The sequence below is a fragment of the Halomonas sp. 7T genome, assembly GCF_025643255.1.
GTDB lineage: Bacteria > Pseudomonadota > Gammaproteobacteria > Pseudomonadales > Halomonadaceae > Vreelandella.
In genome coordinates this window covers 1,797,241-1,813,787 of sequence record NZ_CP087112.1, presented here as the reverse complement: position 1 = coordinate 1,813,787, position 16,547 = coordinate 1,797,241, and the positions used below count along the sequence as shown (strand labels likewise).

General features: G+C 54.5%; 14 protein-coding genes. 7 read left to right on the top strand and 7 right to left on the bottom strand.

From position 1 onward, the window contains the following. Nucleotides 1-29: 29 nt before the first annotated feature. The 6 genes from sufB (at nucleotide 30) to LOS15_RS08395 (ending at nucleotide 6,348) form a co-directional block, all read left to right on the top strand. The gene (gene sufB / locus LOS15_RS08420) at nucleotides 30-1,472 is read left to right on the top strand and encodes a Fe-S cluster assembly protein SufB (RefSeq protein WP_263069555.1); all 1,443 of its coding nucleotides are present in this window, start codon (nucleotides 30-32) and stop codon (nucleotides 1,470-1,472) included. A 74-nt stretch (nucleotides 1,473-1,546) separates the two neighbouring features. Next, nucleotides 1,547-2,296 (top strand): Fe-S cluster assembly ATPase SufC, encoded by a 750-nt coding sequence (gene sufC, locus LOS15_RS08415; RefSeq protein WP_188640460.1) that lies wholly within the window; start codon nucleotides 1,547-1,549, stop codon nucleotides 2,294-2,296. Then, nucleotides 2,293-3,633 (top strand): Fe-S cluster assembly protein SufD, encoded by a 1,341-nt coding sequence (gene sufD / locus LOS15_RS08410; RefSeq protein WP_263069553.1) that lies wholly within the window; start codon nucleotides 2,293-2,295, stop codon nucleotides 3,631-3,633. Before sufC ends, sufD begins: the two co-directional genes overlap by 4 nt. 14 nt (nucleotides 3,634-3,647) lie before the next feature. Beyond that, nucleotides 3,648-4,913, top strand: coding sequence for a cysteine desulfurase (locus LOS15_RS08405; RefSeq protein ID WP_263069551.1), 1,266 nt, complete (start codon nucleotides 3,648-3,650; stop codon nucleotides 4,911-4,913). Nucleotides 4,914-4,935: 22 nt separating this feature from the next. Beyond that, complete coding sequence (sufT, locus tag LOS15_RS08400; protein ID WP_263069549.1) at nucleotides 4,936-5,505, top strand: putative Fe-S cluster assembly protein SufT; 570 nt, start codon at nucleotides 4,936-4,938, stop codon at nucleotides 5,503-5,505. 57 nt (nucleotides 5,506-5,562) lie between these two features. Then, nucleotides 5,563-6,348, top strand: coding sequence for a vancomycin high temperature exclusion protein (locus tag LOS15_RS08395; RefSeq protein WP_411537718.1), 786 nt, complete (start codon nucleotides 5,563-5,565; stop codon nucleotides 6,346-6,348). Nucleotides 6,349-6,351: 3 nt separating this feature from the next. On the opposite strand, the gene LOS15_RS08390 is transcribed toward LOS15_RS08395, so the two are convergent. The 4 genes from LOS15_RS08390 to LOS15_RS08375 all read right to left on the bottom strand — a co-directional run bounded on the left by LOS15_RS08390 (nucleotide 6,352) and on the right by LOS15_RS08375 (nucleotide 9,367). Further along, the gene (locus LOS15_RS08390) at nucleotides 6,352-6,798 is read right to left on the bottom strand and encodes a hypothetical protein (RefSeq protein ID WP_263069546.1); all 447 of its coding nucleotides are present in this window, start codon (nucleotides 6,796-6,798) and stop codon (nucleotides 6,352-6,354) included. Nucleotides 6,799-6,886: 88 nt separating this feature from the next. Then, the gene (gene rimK / locus LOS15_RS08385) at nucleotides 6,887-7,795 is read right to left on the bottom strand and encodes a 30S ribosomal protein S6--L-glutamate ligase (RefSeq protein ID WP_263069545.1); all 909 of its coding nucleotides are present in this window, start codon (nucleotides 7,793-7,795) and stop codon (nucleotides 6,887-6,889) included. A 41-nt stretch (nucleotides 7,796-7,836) separates the two neighbouring features. Next, nucleotides 7,837-8,277: an ATP-dependent zinc protease gene (locus LOS15_RS08380; protein ID WP_263069544.1), complete on the bottom strand. Its 441-nt coding sequence runs from the start codon at nucleotides 8,275-8,277 to the stop codon at nucleotides 7,837-7,839. Between the two features lie 43 nt (nucleotides 8,278-8,320). Beyond that, a complete protein-coding gene (locus tag LOS15_RS08375; RefSeq protein WP_263069543.1) occupies nucleotides 8,321-9,367 on the bottom strand; it encodes a DUF3549 family protein in 1,047 nt (348 codons plus the stop codon). 296 nt (nucleotides 9,368-9,663) lie between these two features. Here LOS15_RS08375 and LOS15_RS08370 point away from each other — a divergent pair, with 296 nt between their 5' ends. After that, on the top strand, nucleotides 9,664-9,996 hold the full coding sequence (locus LOS15_RS08370) for a YqcC family protein (protein WP_263069542.1): 333 nt from the start codon (nucleotides 9,664-9,666) through the stop codon (nucleotides 9,994-9,996). Between the two features lie 129 nt (nucleotides 9,997-10,125). Here the strand turns inward: LOS15_RS08370 and LOS15_RS08365 are convergent, their stop codons facing one another. The 3 genes from LOS15_RS08365 to putP all read right to left on the bottom strand — a co-directional run bounded on the left by LOS15_RS08365 (nucleotide 10,126) and on the right by putP (nucleotide 16,386). Beyond that, the gene (locus LOS15_RS08365) at nucleotides 10,126-10,752 is read right to left on the bottom strand and encodes an OmpW/AlkL family protein (RefSeq protein WP_263069541.1); all 627 of its coding nucleotides are present in this window, start codon (nucleotides 10,750-10,752) and stop codon (nucleotides 10,126-10,128) included. Nucleotides 10,753-11,137: 385 nt separating this feature from the next. After that, the gene (gene putA, locus LOS15_RS08360) at nucleotides 11,138-14,803 is read right to left on the bottom strand and encodes a bifunctional proline dehydrogenase/L-glutamate gamma-semialdehyde dehydrogenase PutA (protein WP_263069540.1); all 3,666 of its coding nucleotides are present in this window, start codon (nucleotides 14,801-14,803) and stop codon (nucleotides 11,138-11,140) included. A 92-nt stretch (nucleotides 14,804-14,895) separates the two neighbouring features. Further along, complete coding sequence (gene putP / locus LOS15_RS08355) at nucleotides 14,896-16,386, bottom strand: sodium/proline symporter PutP (RefSeq protein WP_263069539.1); 1,491 nt, start codon at nucleotides 16,384-16,386, stop codon at nucleotides 14,896-14,898. Nucleotides 16,387-16,547 lie beyond the last annotated feature (161 nt).

The window sequence follows — 16,547 nt, the reverse complement described above, 5'->3', positions numbered from 1 at the left end:
GCCATCCAACTGCCCCGGAGGGTATCACCATGGCAAGCGAAGAAATGGAACAGTTGGTTCGTCGCGATTACAAAGAAGGCTTTGTAACAGATATTGAGAGCGACACCCTGCCACCTGGCCTGGATGAAAACACCATTGCCTTTATTTCTAAAAAGAAGGGCGAGCCGGAGTGGATGCTGGAGTGGCGCTTAGATGCGTATCGCCAGTGGTTAAAGATGGAGTCGCCCTCATGGGCTCACCTGGATTATCCGCCCATCGACTACCAGTCAATTTCCTATTTTAGTGCGCCCAAGCGCCCTGAAGACCGCCCCCAAAGCTTGGATGAAGTTGATCCTAAACTGCTGGAAACTTATGAGAAGCTGGGTATTCCGCTGCATGAGCGGGCGGCCTTGGCAGGCGTTGCGGTAGATGCCGTATTTGACTCAGTGTCTGTGACAACGACGTTCAAAAAAGAGTTAGCAGAAGCTGGCGTTATCTTCTGCTCTATTTCCGAAGCGATCCGTGATTATCCTGAACTGATTAAGCAGTACCTGGGTACGGTTGTTCCGGTAGCGGATAACTACTTTGCTGCGTTGAACTCCGCCGTATTCACGGATGGTTCGTTCGTCTTCGTACCGGAAGGTGTGAAGTGTCCGATGGAACTCTCCACGTATTTCCGCATTAACGCTGCTAATACCGGCCAATTTGAGCGCACGCTGATTATCTGTGAAGACCGTGCCCAGGTCTCTTACCTGGAAGGCTGCACCGCGCCTATGCGCGATGAGAACCAGCTGCACGCAGCGGTCGTAGAGCTGGTAGCGCTGGACGATGCCTATATCAAATACTCGACCGTTCAGAACTGGTACCCCGGTGACGAAGAGGGTAAAGGCGGTATCTACAACTTCGTGACCAAGCGTGGCGACTGCCGTGGCGAGCGTTCGCGCATTAGCTGGACACAGGTAGAAACCGGCTCGGCGATCACTTGGAAATACCCCTCATGCGTGCTGCGCGGTAAAGACAGCATCGGTGAGTTCTACTCCGTTGCCGTCACCAATGGCCGTCAACAGGCTGACACCGGCACCAAGATGATTCACATCGGTGAAGGCACGCGCTCCTATATCGTGGCTAAAGGCATCTCGGCGGGTAAGAGCGACCAGTCCTACCGTGGTCTTGTTAAAATCGGGCCGCGTGCCAAGGGCGCGCGTAACTTTACCCAGTGTGATTCGCTGCTGATTGGCGACAAGTGTGGTGCCCACACGTTCCCTTATCAGGAAATTGGTAACAGCACGGCGACCATCGAGCACGAAGCCACCACCTCAAAAATCGGTGAAGACCAGCTCTTCTACTGCCAGAGCCGCGGTATCTCAGAAGAAGATGCGGTCAGCATGATTGTGAACGGCTTCTGTAAAGATGTTTTCCAAGAGCTGCCGATGGAGTTTGCAGTTGAAGCGGAAGCGCTGCTCAACGTAACGCTAGAAGGCGCCGTGGGTTAAAAGAACTCCGGTTTCTTGCTAATTATTTAAGCGCGTCGCGACTGCGACCCGAAAGCATTAATAAGGCGATTATTATGTTGCAAGTTAACGATTTACACGTCACCGTCGAAGGTAAAGAGATTCTGAAAGGCCTGACGCTCACCATCAATGCCGGTGAAGTGCACGCCATCATGGGCCCCAACGGCGCGGGTAAATCCACTTTGTCAGCGGTTATCGCTGGTAAAGATGGCTACGAAGTGACTCAAGGCAGCATCACGTTTGAAGGTCAAGACGTGCTGGAAATGGAAATTGAAGAGCGCGCCCAAGCGGGCCTGCTGCTGGGTTTCCAGTATCCGGTGGAAATCCCGGGTGTCAAAAACATCTACCTGCTGAAGTCTGCGCTTAACGCCCAGCGTGTTGCCCGTGGCGAAGGCGAAATGCCCGCTCCAGAATTCATGAAGCTTGTAAAAGAGAAGCTCGGCTTTATGAAAATGGACGCCAGCTTCCTGCAGCGCGCGGTGAACGAAGGTTTTTCTGGCGGTGAGAAAAAGCGTAACGAAATTCTGCAGATGTTGGTACTTCAGCCGAAGCTTGCCATGCTCGATGAAATCGACTCAGGCCTCGATATCGACGCGATGAAAGTCGTTGCCGATGGCGTGAACAGTCTGCGTGCCGAAGAGCGCGCCATTCTGTTGGTCACTCACTACCAGCGCCTGCTGGACTACATCGTACCGGACAAGGTCCATGTCCTGGTGGACGGCCGTATCGTCAAAACCGGCGATGCTGAGCTTGCCAAAGAGCTTGAGGCCAATGGTTACGAAGGCATTGAGGAGTCCGTAGCATGAGCGATACGCAAACGTTTTTGGACACGCTAGCCACGCGTAGCCAGCAGCGCGTTGGCGAGCCCACCTGGATTGCTGCCCGCCGCCAGGCGGGGGCTGCTCGTTTTGATGCGATGGGGTTCCCGACTCGCCGCGACGAAGAGTGGAAGTACACCGACGTGCGCGCCATCGCCAAGGGCAATTTTGCCCTGGCCGATAACGCGGAGTTCTCCCAGGCGCAAGCGGCTGCCATCACGCTGCCGCTGGATGCCTACCGGCTAACGTTTGTGGATGGTGTCTTTTCTGCCGCGCTGTCTGATTTAGAGGCACTGCCGAGCAGCGTACAGGTCATGCCGCTTTCCAAAGCGCTCACGGAGAATCACGAAGCGGTTGGTGGCCCTTTAGGACGCTTAACCGGTGTGGACTTCTCACCCTTTGCAGCATTGAATACGGCATTTATGGAAGAGGGTGCGGTAGTACGCATCGCGCCGGGCACGGTGGTCGAAAAGCCCATTTTGCTGCAGTTTCTTTCCCGTGCAGGCACGCCGGTGATGAGCCATCCGCGCATTTTGGTGGAAGCGGCCGGACGTAGTGAAGCTATCCTGATTGAGCATTATGCCGGCGAGGCGGATGCCGCCAATTTCACCAATGTGGTGGCCGAGCTGATGCTGGATCGTGGAGCGATCCTGAATCACTATAAGCTCCAGGAAGCACCGCTGGGTGATATGCATGTGGCGAGCATTCACGTCGAGCAGAACCGCGACAGCCGTTACACCTCCTACAACCTGAATCTGGGCGGGGCGCTGGTGCGCAACGACCTGATTAGTGATTTAAATGGCCAGGGCGCTGAAACGAACTTCTATGGTTTGTTCTTTGGTCAGGGTCGCCAGCACGTGGATAACCACACCAAGGTAAACCACAACGCGCCGCTGACGTTCTCGAACGAGAACTACAAAGGCATTCTGGATGACCGCGCCCACGGTGTCTTTAATGGCAAAGTGTACGTGAAGCGTGACAGCCAGAAGATTGAAGGCTTCCAGAGCAATCAGAACCTGCTGCTGTCAGATCGTGCGCAGATTGATGCCAAGCCTGAGCTTGAAATCTACGCGGACGACGTGAAGTGCTCCCACGGCACAACGACCGGACAGTTGGACGAAGACGCGATTTACGCGCTGCGTACCCGTGGTATTGATGAAGCAACGGCACGGGGCCTGTTGACCTTGGCATTCGCAGGTGAAGTGCTTGAACAAGTGGCACTTGACGTAATTGCCGAGCGGGTTGAGCTGGCGGTAGCAGGCAAGCTGCCTGAGCGCTTCAACTTAGCAGGCTTAGTGGAAGCGGCTGTTTCGCTCAACGATTAACCAAGGAGCTATCGATGCCCCATTCCGTGATTGAGAAGCCGCAAGCGCATACCCATGAACCCTTTGATGTCGCTGCGCTGCGCGAAGACTTCCCGATATTGCACCGGGAAGTGCATGGCAAGCCGCTGATTTATTTCGATAACGCGGCGACGAGTCAAACGCCTCGCCAAGTTATTGAGGTCATCAGCGACTACTATTCGCGCTATAACGCCAATATCCACCGTGGCTTGCATACCCTGTCAGACGAAGCCACAGCAGCGTTTGAAGGCACGCGTCACCGGGTTAAAGCGTTTCTCAATGCGGAAGACGCGCGTCAAATTATCTTTACGCGTGGTACCACCGAGGCGATCAACTTAGTGGCGCAAAGCTGGGGCCGGGCAAATCTCGGCCCGGGAGATGAGGTGCTGATTTCTATGTTGGAGCACCACTCCAACATTGTGCCTTGGCAGCTGCTGGCGGCTGAGCGCGGCTTTACGATGAAAGTCATCCCGGTTGACGAGCGCGGCGCACTGGATATGCCCGCTTATCGTGAGCTACTCAGTGAACGCACTAAGCTAGTGGCCGTGAACCACGTTTCCAATGCATTGGGCACTATTAATCCAGTGAAGGAAATGGCAACGCTCGCTCATCAGCACGGTGCGCTAATCTTAGTTGATGGCGCCCAGGCAACACCTCACCAGAAAGTAGACGTGCAGGACATTGATGCTGACTTCTATGCGTTTTCTGGCCACAAGGTGTATGGGCCAACGGGTGTTGGCGTGCTTTATGGGAAAAAAGCGCTACTCGACGCAATGCCCCCTTGGCAGGGCGGCGGAGAGATGATTAAAACCGTCTCCTTTGATGCAGGGACTACCTTTGCTGAGACGCCACATAAGTTTGAAGCTGGCACGCCCGCTATTGCCGAAGTGATCGCTTTAGGCAGGGCACTTGAGTGGATGGAGAGCGTAGGCGTTGAAGCCATTAGTGCCTGGGAAGCGGTGCTGCTAAACCATGCGACTCAGGCGGTGAGTAACATCGAGGGCCTGCGGATACTGGGTACATCACCTCATAAAGCAGGAGTGCTTTCCTTTGTGGTTGAGGGTGCTCACTCCCAAGATATTGGTCTACTCATTGATCAGTTGGGTGTGGCAATTCGCACCGGACACCACTGTGCCCAGCCGCTTTTGCATCATTTTGGTGTGGATGCCACATGCCGCGCGTCATTTGCCGCGTATAATACCCTTGATGAGGTAGATAGATTTGTCGCAGCGCTAAATCGTGTTATTGGTATGGTGCGTTAAGGGCGGTCACTAAAGGATAGTTATGGATATCGAGCAAGTTGCCAGCCTCGAACGCGGTCAGAAGCTGCCGCTCCAACGTGATGTAGAGGCCATTGCTATTCCGTTTGGTAAAACGGAAACCTTGGCTGAAGACAGTATCGTTAGCGTTATGCAAGCCAAAGGCAGTACGGTGAGCGTTGGTTTTGAGGGGCGCCTCTACCTGATTGAAGGGCGCAATTTAGATGCGTTAGGGCTGGAGCCGTTGCCGCAGCCTACCCTGCCAGAAAGTGCCAGCGACGAAGAAATCGAAGCCTTTGTATGGGAGCAGCTTCGCACCTGTTTCGACCCTGAAATACCGGTAAATATCGTGGATCTTGGGCTGGTGTATGGTTGCCGCCTTGAGCGATTAATCAGCGGTGAACGCATGGTCACCATCCGCATGACGCTGACTGCCCCAGGGTGCGGAATGGGAGACGTCATTGCTGCCGATGCACGTAATAAAATTTTGGGCGCACCGCAAATTAATAAGGTGCATACCGAAATTGTCTTTAGCCCTCCCTGGAGCCGTGACATGATGAGCGACGAGGCTAAGCTTGAGCTCGGAATGTTCTAACCCCGGCTGGGGAAAGGGATGCACAGCACTATAATCGTATTTTTTAAGCGTTTGATAATGTCGCTAGCTGCTTTTTTGCTGTTGGCGACATTATTATTTATTGCTGGCAATCTTTGGGTCGTTGCGAGCACCGCCCGTTATATTGATAGCCATTTGCAGGAGTGTCGACCTCATAACGTCGCCATCGTGTTTGGCACCTCTCACTGGACGCGCAGTGGTGTAAGAAACCCTCATTTTCACGCGCGTATGCGAACCTCTGCCCGTTTGATTGAAGAGCAGCGCGTAAACCATCTGCTGCTTTCGGGGGATAACCGCACTCAAGCCTATAATGAGCCGCGGGCGATGTGGCGTGAACTCTATCGTCGCGGCGTTCCTGCAGCACAGATGACAATGGATTTTGCTGGTTTTAGCACTTACGACACGTTAGCGCGTTCGCGGGATGTGTTCCAACTTAACGAAGCACTGTTGGTTACCCAAAGCTGGCACTTGCCGCGAGCAATCTTTATTGCCCGTGCGCTAGGTATAAAGGTAATAGGTTGCGTAGCTGAAGAGGAGCGTGTGGCAGGGGAGTGGCGATTAATCGCCCGCGAGTGGGTGGCGAGAGTAGCCACCCTTGGGGATCTTTATATATGGGGTAGAGAGCCTTATTTTCTTGGCCCGCCAGAACCTATCGAGCTACATCAGCCTGATGCCCGTTTGCAAGAAACGCTCCGCAATGACAGTGTTCGCCAATCGGAAGGCGACTATACCGAGCATAGCGAGTCAGAACAGAACCGGCAGCGTGCTGACACCCTTACAGAGCTTGTGCGACGTTACTATCCGCCTGTCATTGGAGGGCGTTAGTCATCAGCGATGCGCCTTACGTTTTTGTAGGCTATAAAGCTCACGTATCAGTTTCCGGCAACCCTGCATGCACTCTTCCACAATGGGCTCGATGGGATCGGGCAGTGGATGGGTAAATAGCGTTGAGAGGGCTTGCATCAGAACACGCTCTTGTTCCAGCAGCTCATTGATCAATACTTGGCTATCGTTACCGACGAAGCTTTTTAAACGACTCCAGAGCCACAAAAAGTCATCTCTCTCCACATCGGCATCCCTTGGCAGCATTTTTAAATGCGCTCGGGCAAGCTCCTGAAGCTTACGCATCTGCGCTAACCGCTCGGTATAGTGCGGTTTGAGTGCATCACGTAGCGACGGGCGCAGGCGTTCGATATTATCCTGGAAATAATCAATACTATCGGCCAGCGCTTCCAGCACGCTGTCCATCGCCACTTGGCGATTGTCGAGAAACATGAGCGTCTACCTCCTTCGGTGACGCAGATTGTGGGGGTGGGCGGTCTGATTTGCCACCCCCAAAGACGATTATTTTTGCTTTTTCCCCTTAGCCTTTAGGCTTGGGCGGTGCTTTACGCACGGGCGTAGCGTTTTTTTCAATATGCTCGATGATCATGCCCGCAATATCTTTGCCGGTAGCGCTCTCAATACCCTGTAAACCGGGCGATGAGTTGACCTCCATAATTACTGGTCCGTGATTAGAGCGCAATAGATCAACCCCTGCGACACGTAATCCCATTGCTTTAGCCGCACGAATAGCGGTTGAGCGCTCTTCAGGCGTAATACGAATCACACTCGCAGTGCCGCCACGGTGCAGGTTAGAGCGGAACTCGCCGTCAGCCGCCTGGCGCTTCATGGAAGCCACCACCTTATCGCCAATCACAAAGCAACGGATATCGGCGCCGCGCGCTTCCTTGATATATTCCTGAACCATGATGTTGGCTTTCATGCCCATAAAGGCTTGAACGACCGATTCAGCAGCTTGGTTCGTTTCAGCCAAGACCACACCAATCCCTTGCGTACCTTCGAGGAGTTTGATGACAAGCGGTGCGCCTTTCACCATGGTGATGAGATCGGGAATGTCGTCCGGCGAGTGCGCAAAACCAGTAATCGGTAAACCCAGACCTTTACGAGACAGCAGTTGAAGCGAGCGCAACTTATCCCGTGAGCGGGTAATAGCGACCGAATCATTAATAACGTAAGTACCCATCATTTCAAACTGACGTAGTACCGCACAGCCATAAAACGTGACGGATGCGCCGATACGGGGAATCACCGCATCAAATGGCTCTATCTCTGCACCTTTATAGTGGATAGAGGGGTGGTGCGAGGCAATGCTCATATAACAACGCAGCGTATCAACAACGCGTGCGGTGTGACCCCGCTGCTCGGCGGCTTCAACTAACCGACGAGTAGAGTATAAGTTGCGGTTACGTGAAAGCAGGGCAATATGCATGCAGGGCTCCGGGCGAAAAGAATAGGCGTTTAATCATTAAATTAGGGTTCACCGTGCAAAAATGCAGCGCCGGGTGCCACTAATAGGCGACGCATCGCGCGCCTACCTAACAGCATGGCGTGACGCATATTGCTACGGTCAGTCAGGGTAAGTTCAACTGGAAAAGTTAGTTTTCCCAGCTGCATAGGGGTGCGTATGACGTAGCGCCACTCGCTGTGACCATTCGAGCTGGTTACCCGGCGCCGGTCATGCAGGTGCAGGCGGTAACGGTGAGCGGGTGTTTCCGGACCTCCGCTGTGGGTAATAAAGCTGACCCATAGCTGACCTTCGGCATCCTCATCCGTTTCAATCTCTTCGGCATGCAGCGCAGATGTGCGTGCGCCGGTGTCTGCCTTACAGCAGAGGTGAAGTCCTAGTTCAGGTAATGTCACCATCTCACGACGGCCGATGACTGCTTTGGCCTGATAGGGTAATTCCTTCACAGCTCACTCCTTGCATGGGAATCCATCAAAACGCTCCCCATCGTCACGTGCGGGGCAGCATGGCATTTAAACGCTGTTGAACGGCTGATCCCGTTGATGCGTCACGTAGTGCCATCATGACGGGTAAGCGTAGACGGGGTATTAAAGCGATGTCTTTTACGACGGCAGAAAAATTAGCACGACTATCTTCTGCAAGGCGTTGTAAAAAAAGCGGCAGTCGCTCAGCATCTTCCAGTAATAGCCAGCCACGTCCTGCTATCGCGGCGAATAAATCAGGCCCACAAGCTGCACGGTCATTCAGCAGGCTGGTGTACCAAGCGCCGGCGCTTATACTGGCAGTGCTGCCTATGGCGCGGACACAAGCGCACAACGTTTCTAAATCACCCTCGCTTGCTGCCTGCTCTCCGCGCTCACACAACGCATTGACCAGCGATTCGCTCAGTGGCCGATGCTCTAGGCAGTGGCATAGCGTTTGGAGGACGCTGACGGGAAAGTGAGAGATACGCTGTGCCAGCGTGTTGGCCGTGTCGTTATCAAGGCGCGCGGTATAATCCGCAAAGCCTTGTAAGCCGAGTGCCTGCCAATCAATATTTTGCTGTCCGCTCAAGTAGGCTTCAACAGGCTCTAGATGTTGGCTAGCAGGTGCCTCTAATGTGAGTGTTGCCTGAGCATGTAGCATCGCCTGAAACGTTATCTCGGGCGTGAAGGCGAGGGGATTATCCTTCATTAAATGATCCACGTCTGCCGTTTGTTTTTGCTCAAGTGCCCCAGAGCCTACATTAGCTACGTTGCGGCCTAGCGTTTCCAGCAAGCGGTTTATGAAAGCGTCTCGCTGCGCTGGCGAAAGCATGCCTTGCTCGTCTATTGGTAGCGCTAAAAACCAAATGGCAGGTTCTGGCATATCGCCCAGGCGAAATACAATACCTAGACGCGCTTGATGCTTCCAGGGCTCTGGCCAAGCCTGCTCACTGCCTTCAAAAGCACGGAGTGTCTCTCGAGAGCAGGCGGTGACACGCCGCCCCATGTGGAATAGCGAAATGTCGGCGCCGCTACGGGTAAAGAAATCATCAAGGGTCTGAATTGGTTGCATAACATCCTTCCGCGTTTCAAGCCTGCACTCTACCTTGCTGTTCTGGCACTGTCAGCCATCAGAGCTGATAAATCACTGTAATTTCCATTAATTGGTTAAAGTTTGAGCAACTTTGCGCAAGCCCCATGAGAGTAGCGGCTGCGACACCTTTCCATAGTTTATCCACAGCCTCTTGCAGGTTTTCTGTGAATCTGTGAATAAGCGCTTTTTGCCGCTCATCGAGTGGCAAGTTACCCACAGAGTTGGGATAATAATCGTCACAGTGTTCCATATTCCCAATGATTGCTAAGGTATTTATGAGCGTTCATCAACAGCTGCAAACTGCGCTTCTGGAGCTTGAAGCCGCCATGAAGGCCGCTAACTTATGGCGTATGCCTACCCCGACAGCAGATGCGTTTGCGAGTCAGGAGCCGTTTTGTATCGATACGATGTCGCTTCCTCAATGGATTCGTTTTGTATTTATTGCCCGGCTAAACGCATTAATTGAAGCTAAAGCCACCATGCCAGCTAAATGCGAGATAGCCCCTGCGATGGCTGCGTATTTAATCCAAGAAAAGGTGCGCGCCAGCGATCAGATACTGGTCGTGCAGGCGGTTGAGAAGGTTGATCGTCTAGTCACCGAAAATTAACGCTCTGCTCGTTTTTTGAACGCAATGCAAAATGCCCAGTTCGCATTAGCGAGAGCTGGGCATTGTGACACTGATTAGATGTCAATGAAGTTACCGCTAGCGTACAAAGCACTAGCGGTAGATGCTCATTTAAAAACGATAGCTAATACCTGCCATCACCACGACCGGGTCAATTTCGACAGTGCCTGCGGCCTGACCATTGATTTTTGCATCCGTATCAATATCGATGTACCAGGCGGCTGCGTTGAGTGCCCAGTTGTCGTCGATAAGTAAGTCGATACCAAGCTGGCCTGCTACACCCCAGGAATCATCTAAATCCAGGTTACCAATGGCAAGACTCTCGTCAGAAAAGTGCGTGTAGTTAACACCTACACCTGCATAAGGCTGGACACGTGAGTCGGTACCACCTAATGGGTAGTACTGCACTGTTAAAGTAGGCGGTAAGTGTTTGGTTGAGGCTAGGTTATCGCCATTCAGCTCAATGTCGTGCTTAAACGGTAGGGCAGCAAGAAGCTCGACGCCAATTTTGTCGTGAAACCGGTAGCCTAGCGTAAAAGCAAAGTCAGTTTTGTCTTGAACGTCGACTGAGAAGGCGCCATCAGCCAGTGAACCATTATCACTCTTAGGACTTACCTGCGCCACACCCACGCGGGTAAAAAAGTCTCCCGCGCCATAGGCGAAGGCTTGGCTGCTGGCAGCCAGTGTTGCAGCCGCGAGACCGGCGGCGATGAGGGTAGGTACGGTACGATGGCGCATGTCATTGCTCCTAGCGATCAAGTCAATCAAGTAACGGGTCAAATCATGGTGAAAAGTTTATCGATTCGTAGCCGCGCTGTTATTGACCTAGGGCAAAGAGCGCGAACAAGTATTATAAAATTTATCTAAATTTTTCCTAAGCGGGCTTTAATAGCCGTTAGGCAGCCTTCTATGGCAGCGTGCGCAAGGTTGGATGCAGTGAGTGGCGGAAAGGCTGGGGGAGTGCAGGGGGAAAGAAATATCAAAAAATGAGACCTTCCCCGGCATAGGGAAGGTCTCTCGTTAGAAAGGCTCAGGAGACGGTAGCGTTGACCGTCTCCTGGCGACATAACGCCATTGCCATCGATTGTCAGTCGGTGGATGGATGATTGATGAGCTGGCTAGCCTATTCAGCCGTTGCCAGCAAGCTGGCGTTGCCGCCCGCTGCGGTCGTATCGATGCACAGATGGCGCTCCACCACATAGCGATCTGGCGAGATGGTCTTAGTTTCAAGCGCCACGATAGCACCGTCGCGCTCAGCAAGCCCGATGCGCAGCTCACGGGTCCATTGGCTGTCACCCGCCGCAGCGACGGCTGCAATACCTTTGATCTCACTTAGTGTCTTGGCGGAAACGCTTCCCTCTAGGCCGGCTATTGGCGCTCCGGCATCGGTTAATGGCTTCACAGCCTGTTTGGCGCCTGGCGCTACCATAACGGCCGGACAGCCTGCGCCAAGTGCTTGAACCGCTTGAGCAATGGCGATATCCAGCGTTGGCCCAAGGCAAAGCACCGTTCCTTTTGGATACATCGATAGACGATTGCTTTCTCCCGTCGGTCCCGGAAGCGTTTGCGGTGTCATGTCTAACGCGGCTGTTTCGGCAAGCGCTTTGCGAACTACGCCGCGTTTGCCGGAAAGCGCCCTACGCAGCACCTCAACTCGGTTGGTACGTGCTGCCCAGTTACGTGCATCTAGCCCATCAAACGCCGACTGTAGCTCGCCCAGTGATACAGCGTCTCCTGCTGGCGCTTCAACCCGCTCGGTGTCGGCAGTGCGGCGGAAACGTGCGACATAAAGCGGGCCGCCAGCCTTAGGGCCGGTGCCGGAGAGACCCTCGCCGCCGAACGGCTGGGAGCCGACAATGGCACCGATCTGGTTGCGGTTGACGTAGACGTTGCCGACATGAATACGCTCGACAATCTGCTGTACGCGGTCGTCAATGCGGGTATGCAGGCCAAAAGTGAGTCCGTAACCCTTGCCATTGATATCGTCGACGACGTTGTCGATATCCCGTGCCTTGAAGGTGGCTACGTGCAGCACCGGGCCGAAGATTTCACGTTCGAGATCTTCGATGCCCCCAACTTCGATTACCGCGGGGGTAACGAAGGTGCCGGTGGTTGGCGCGGAGAGCTTCTTCAGCACCTTGCCCGCTTTCTCGTGGGCGGCTACGTAGTCGCTAATTTCGGCCTGGGCGTCGGCGTCGATCACTGGTGATACATCGGTATCGGTGTTCCAGGGGTCACCAATCGTAAGCGCTTCCATGGCGCCATAAAGCATATTGAGCAACCGGTCGCGCGCCTCTTCCTGCACATACAGCATGCGCAGCGCCGAGCAGCGCTGACCAGCCGACTGGAAGGAGGAAATCAGGATATCGCGGACTGCCTGCTCGGTCAGCGCTGTGGAGTCCACGATCATGGAATTCAGGCCACCGGTCTCGGCGATGAGTATCGCGTCGGGTCCTGCGTTTTCCGCCAGGGCTTTGTGGATGATCTGCGCGACCGGGGTAGAACCGGTGAAGCAGACGCCAGCGATACGCGGGTCGCTCGTTAGCGGGCCACCGACTGTCGGGCCATCCCCAGGCAGCAATTGCAGTGCTGCTTCCGGTAGGCCCGCTTCACGCATGAGTTCCACCGCACGAGCGGCGATCAGCGGTGTCTGCTCAGCAGGCTTGGCAAGTACTGCGTTACCAGCTACTAAAGCCGCTGCAATCTGTCCTGTGGTGATCGCCAGTGGAAAATTCCACGGGCTGATACAAACGAAAATACCGCGGGCACTACCGGGCTCTTCTGCTTCCAGGCGCTCGCCTTCGTTGGCGTAGTAACGCAGAAAATCAACCGCCTCACGGACTTCAGCGATACCGTCGAACATCATTTTGCCCGCTTCGCGGGTAGTGATCACGGTCAGTTCAGCGATGTGCTCCTCGTAGAGATCGGCGGTGCGGCGCAGAATTGCAGCGCGCTCAGCCACAGGGCACGCTGACCACTCGCGGAAGCCCTCTTCTGCGGCATCCAGGGCGGTTGCTACTTCTTCTGGTGTTGCCTCATATACCTTGCCAATGGCTCGGGAACCATCGGCGGGAGAGGCAACGTCGCGAGCTTGGCCTTGAGGTGCTGGATTGCCTACCAGCATTGGGCCAGCCGTCCAGGTAGCGTCGGCAAACGCTTCGCGAGCGTTGAGTAGCGGCAGAATCGAGGCCGGTTCGTTGATTCGGTAACCCTTGGAGTTCTTGCGGTCAGGCTCAAACAGCTCGCCCGGCTGCCGGATCATTGGGCTTGAAACATCGTTGCCAAGCTGCTTAAAGCCTTCGATGGGATCTTTGGAGACGTCGCTCGGTGGAATCGAGCTATCCACCACCTGGTTGACGAACGAGGAGTTCGCGCCGTTCTCCAGCAAGCGGCGCACCAAGTAGGCCAGCAAGTCGCGGTGCGCGCCGACAGGTGCGTAAATACGACAGTGGGTGCCCTCTGTCTCTTTAACGATGTGATGCAGCGACTCGCCCATGCCGTGCAGGCGCTGGAACTCATAGCTTTCCTTGTCGTCACCCGCCATTTCCACAACCGCAGCACAGGTATGGGCGTTGTGGGTCGCAAACTGTGGGTAGATGCGGTCGCGCCGATCAAGCAGCATTTGCGCGCAGGCCATGTAGCTGACGTCAGTGTTTACCTTGCGAGTGAAAACCGGGAAGGTCTTGACCCCCATTTCCTGGGAGAGTTTGATCTCGGTATCCCAGTAAGCGCCTTTAACCAGCCGGATCATGATCTTGCGATCGAATCGCTCGGCCATTTCATAGAGCGCCTCAATCACTGGCGCGGCGCGGCGCCCGTAGGCCTGTACCACGACGCCGAAGCCATCCCAGCCGTCTAGGCTGGGGTCAGCCATCAAAGCCTCAATTACGTCGAGGGACAGATCCAGCCGGTCCTGCTCTTCGGCATCTATATTGAAACCGATATTGGCCTTGGCTGCCTGTTGCACTAGCTCTTTAGCGCGCGGCAAAAGCTCCGCCATTACCGTTTCGCGGTGGGTGTATTCATAGCGCGGGTGAAGCGCCGAGAGCTTCACCGAAATGCCGGGGCTGCCGCGTACGTCGCCCTTGGCTTGCTCGGCGATCGCGCTGATCGCTTCGGCATATGCCTGATGATAGCGAACCGCGTCTTCATCGGTGCGCGCTGCTTCACCCAGCATATCGTAGGAGTAGGTGTAGCCCTGTTTCTCGAGTTCACGGGCATTCTTCATGCCTTCTTCGATGGTTTGGCCAAGCACGAACTGGCGACCAAGAATCTTCATCGACTGGCCAACTGCCTTGCGTACGACGGGTTCGCCCATACGGCGTACCAAGCTGCGCAGAGCCCTTGTCGGTCCTTTGGGATCGTCGTCCAGCACCTTGCCGGTCAGCAGTAGTGCCCAGGTTGAAGCGTTCACCATTGATGAAGATGACTTGCCAAGGTGTGCGCCCCAGTCGGAAGGCTCTATCTTGTCATGAATCAGGTCATCGATCGTTTCTGCATCAGGCACGCGCAGCAGCGCTTCTGCCAAACACATTAAGCCAACGCCTTCGGTGGTTGAGAGTCCGTATTCTGCTAGAAACGCCTCCATCATCGAGGGCGATCTTTCTTTACGCACACGCTCCACGTAGTTGGCACCAACGGCGGCGACTTTTTTGCGGTCATCCTCCGATAGCTTGATCTGCTCGATAAGCCCGTGCAGCACATCTGCCTCATTGGCGTCGTAATTACGGCGAATGCGTGAGCGTAGATCGCTCACGTCGCTATGCAGATGATGATTGGATTCGTTCATACGGGGTCTCTCCTTGCTACACGAGAGGGCTCCCGCAGGAGCCCTCTCGATACGTTGAATGCGCTTTACGCTCTGCGCCTCAAGACGGGTTACTAGCGATCAATATGCTGATATTCACCAGCGTCATTAGTCATGCTGCTCACTACCAAGATGGCAATGAAAGAAGCGATGAAGCCAGGAATAATTTCGTATACGCCAGGGCCACCCAGGAACTCACCGTTCCAACCCAGCGAGATCCAGATCATGACGGTAGCCGCACCGACCACCATGCCCGCGATGGCACCATTGCCATTCGTACGCGGCCACATTAATGACAGAATAATCAGCGGGCCAAACGCCGCACCAAAGCCTGCCCATGCGTTACTGACCAGCCCCAGTACCTGAGAGTTTTCATCAGAGGCAATAATCGCCGCGACAATACCCACCAGAACGACACAAACACGGCCAACGGCGACACACTGTTGCTCAGTTGCATTCTTGTGCAGGAACAGGCGGTAGAAGTCTTCCGTCAGTGATGAGGATGCCACTAGAAGCTGGCTGGAAACGGTACTCATAACCGCCGCCAGCAGCGCCGCGTATAGGAAACCGGTAATCAGCGGGTGGAACAGCAGGTTTGCCAGAATAATAAAGATCGTTTCGGGGTCTTGGACATCAAGACCGTTGCGGATTGCATAGGCGCGGCCAAAGATACCCAGTGACACGGCACCGATCAGGGAGATAAGCATCCAGCTCATGCCAATATTGCGGGCGATGGGGACATCCTTCAAAGTACGAATCGCCATGAAGCGCACGATAATGTGCGGTTGTCCGAAATAGCCTAAGCCCCAGGTAACTGCAGACAGCCACCCAATGAAGGTGAGTCCCGCTGTCCAGGATAGCAGGGTGGGGTCGACTTCATTCAGCGTCTGCGAGGCTTGAGAAAAGCCGCCACCACCTTCGCCAAAGAGCACCACCGCTGGCATGATCACCAGTGCTAGCATCATGATGCAGCCTTGCACGAAGTCGGTCATGCTCACGGCTAGGAAACCGCCCACAACGGTGTAAATAAGCACCACGCCCAGGGTGATCATAACGCCCATGCCGTAGTTACTCATATCGCCAAAGTTGTAAATGCCAGAAAATGCGCTTTCAAACAACTTGCCGCCGGCTACTAGACCGGATGCGGTGTAAACCGCGAAAAAGATCACGATAACGATAGCGGAGACGGTTCGCAGCGACATTGACCGCGTTGGGAAGCGGTTTGCCAGGAACGCCGGAATGGTAATTGCATTGCCATAGTGAACGGTCTGTTCACGCAGGCGTGGCGCCACCAGAATCCAGTTGAACAGCGCCCCCACAAGCAACCCTATGCCGATCCACGCTGAGCCCAAGCCAGATACGAACATTGCACCGGGCAGGCCCAGTAGCAGCCAACCGCTCATATCGGAAGCGCCCGCCGAAAGCGCTGCCACTTTCGGGCTGAGTGTCCGGCCACCCAGCATGTAATCTTCGGATGAAGAGGTGGATTTGCGCATCGCATAGATACCGATGGCAACCATAAGCGCAAAGTACGCAATAAGACTGATCCAAACACCAATAGCCATATCGTTTCTCCAGTTCGTCAGGACGGAGTTAGCTCCGACCGGTTAGCGCCGTTACCGTGCTGTACCCGGTAGTGGCTCTCATTATTTTTTTGACTCCGTTTATTATTACGTTACAAGGCCTAACGAGCGCCCGCCAGAGAGAGTGTCTGAAAGGTTGATGG

What these genes read in the sequence shown, in the direction of transcription:
- sufB (WP_263069555.1), top strand. Translation starts at nt 30, where the DNA reads ATGGCAAGCGAAGAAATGGAACAGTTGGTTCGTCGCGATTACAAAGAA.
- sufC (WP_188640460.1), top strand. Translation starts at nt 1,547, where the DNA reads ATGTTGCAAGTTAACGATTTACACGTCACCGTCGAAGGTAAAGAGATT.
- sufD (WP_263069553.1), top strand. Translation starts at nt 2,293, where the DNA reads ATGAGCGATACGCAAACGTTTTTGGACACGCTAGCCACGCGTAGCCAG.
- LOS15_RS08405 (WP_263069551.1), top strand. Translation starts at nt 3,648, where the DNA reads ATGCCCCATTCCGTGATTGAGAAGCCGCAAGCGCATACCCATGAACCC.
- sufT (WP_263069549.1), top strand. Translation starts at nt 4,936, where the DNA reads ATGGATATCGAGCAAGTTGCCAGCCTCGAACGCGGTCAGAAGCTGCCG.
- LOS15_RS08395 (WP_411537718.1), top strand. Translation starts at nt 5,563, where the DNA reads ATGTCGCTAGCTGCTTTTTTGCTGTTGGCGACATTATTATTTATTGCT.
- LOS15_RS08390 (WP_263069546.1), bottom strand. Translation starts at nt 6,798, where the DNA reads ATGTTTCTCGACAATCGCCAAGTGGCGATGGACAGCGTGCTGGAAGCG.
- rimK (WP_263069545.1), bottom strand. Translation starts at nt 7,795, where the DNA reads ATGCATATTGCCCTGCTTTCACGTAACCGCAACTTATACTCTACTCGT.
- LOS15_RS08375 (WP_263069543.1), bottom strand. Translation starts at nt 9,367, where the DNA reads ATGCAACCAATTCAGACCCTTGATGATTTCTTTACCCGTAGCGGCGCC.
- LOS15_RS08370 (WP_263069542.1), top strand. Translation starts at nt 9,664, where the DNA reads ATGAGCGTTCATCAACAGCTGCAAACTGCGCTTCTGGAGCTTGAAGCC.
- LOS15_RS08365 (WP_263069541.1), bottom strand. Translation starts at nt 10,752, where the DNA reads ATGCGCCATCGTACCGTACCTACCCTCATCGCCGCCGGTCTCGCGGCT.
- putA (WP_263069540.1), bottom strand. Translation starts at nt 14,803, where the DNA reads ATGAACGAATCCAATCATCATCTGCATAGCGACGTGAGCGATCTACGC.
- putP (WP_263069539.1), bottom strand. Translation starts at nt 16,386, where the DNA reads ATGGCTATTGGTGTTTGGATCAGTCTTATTGCGTACTTTGCGCTTATG.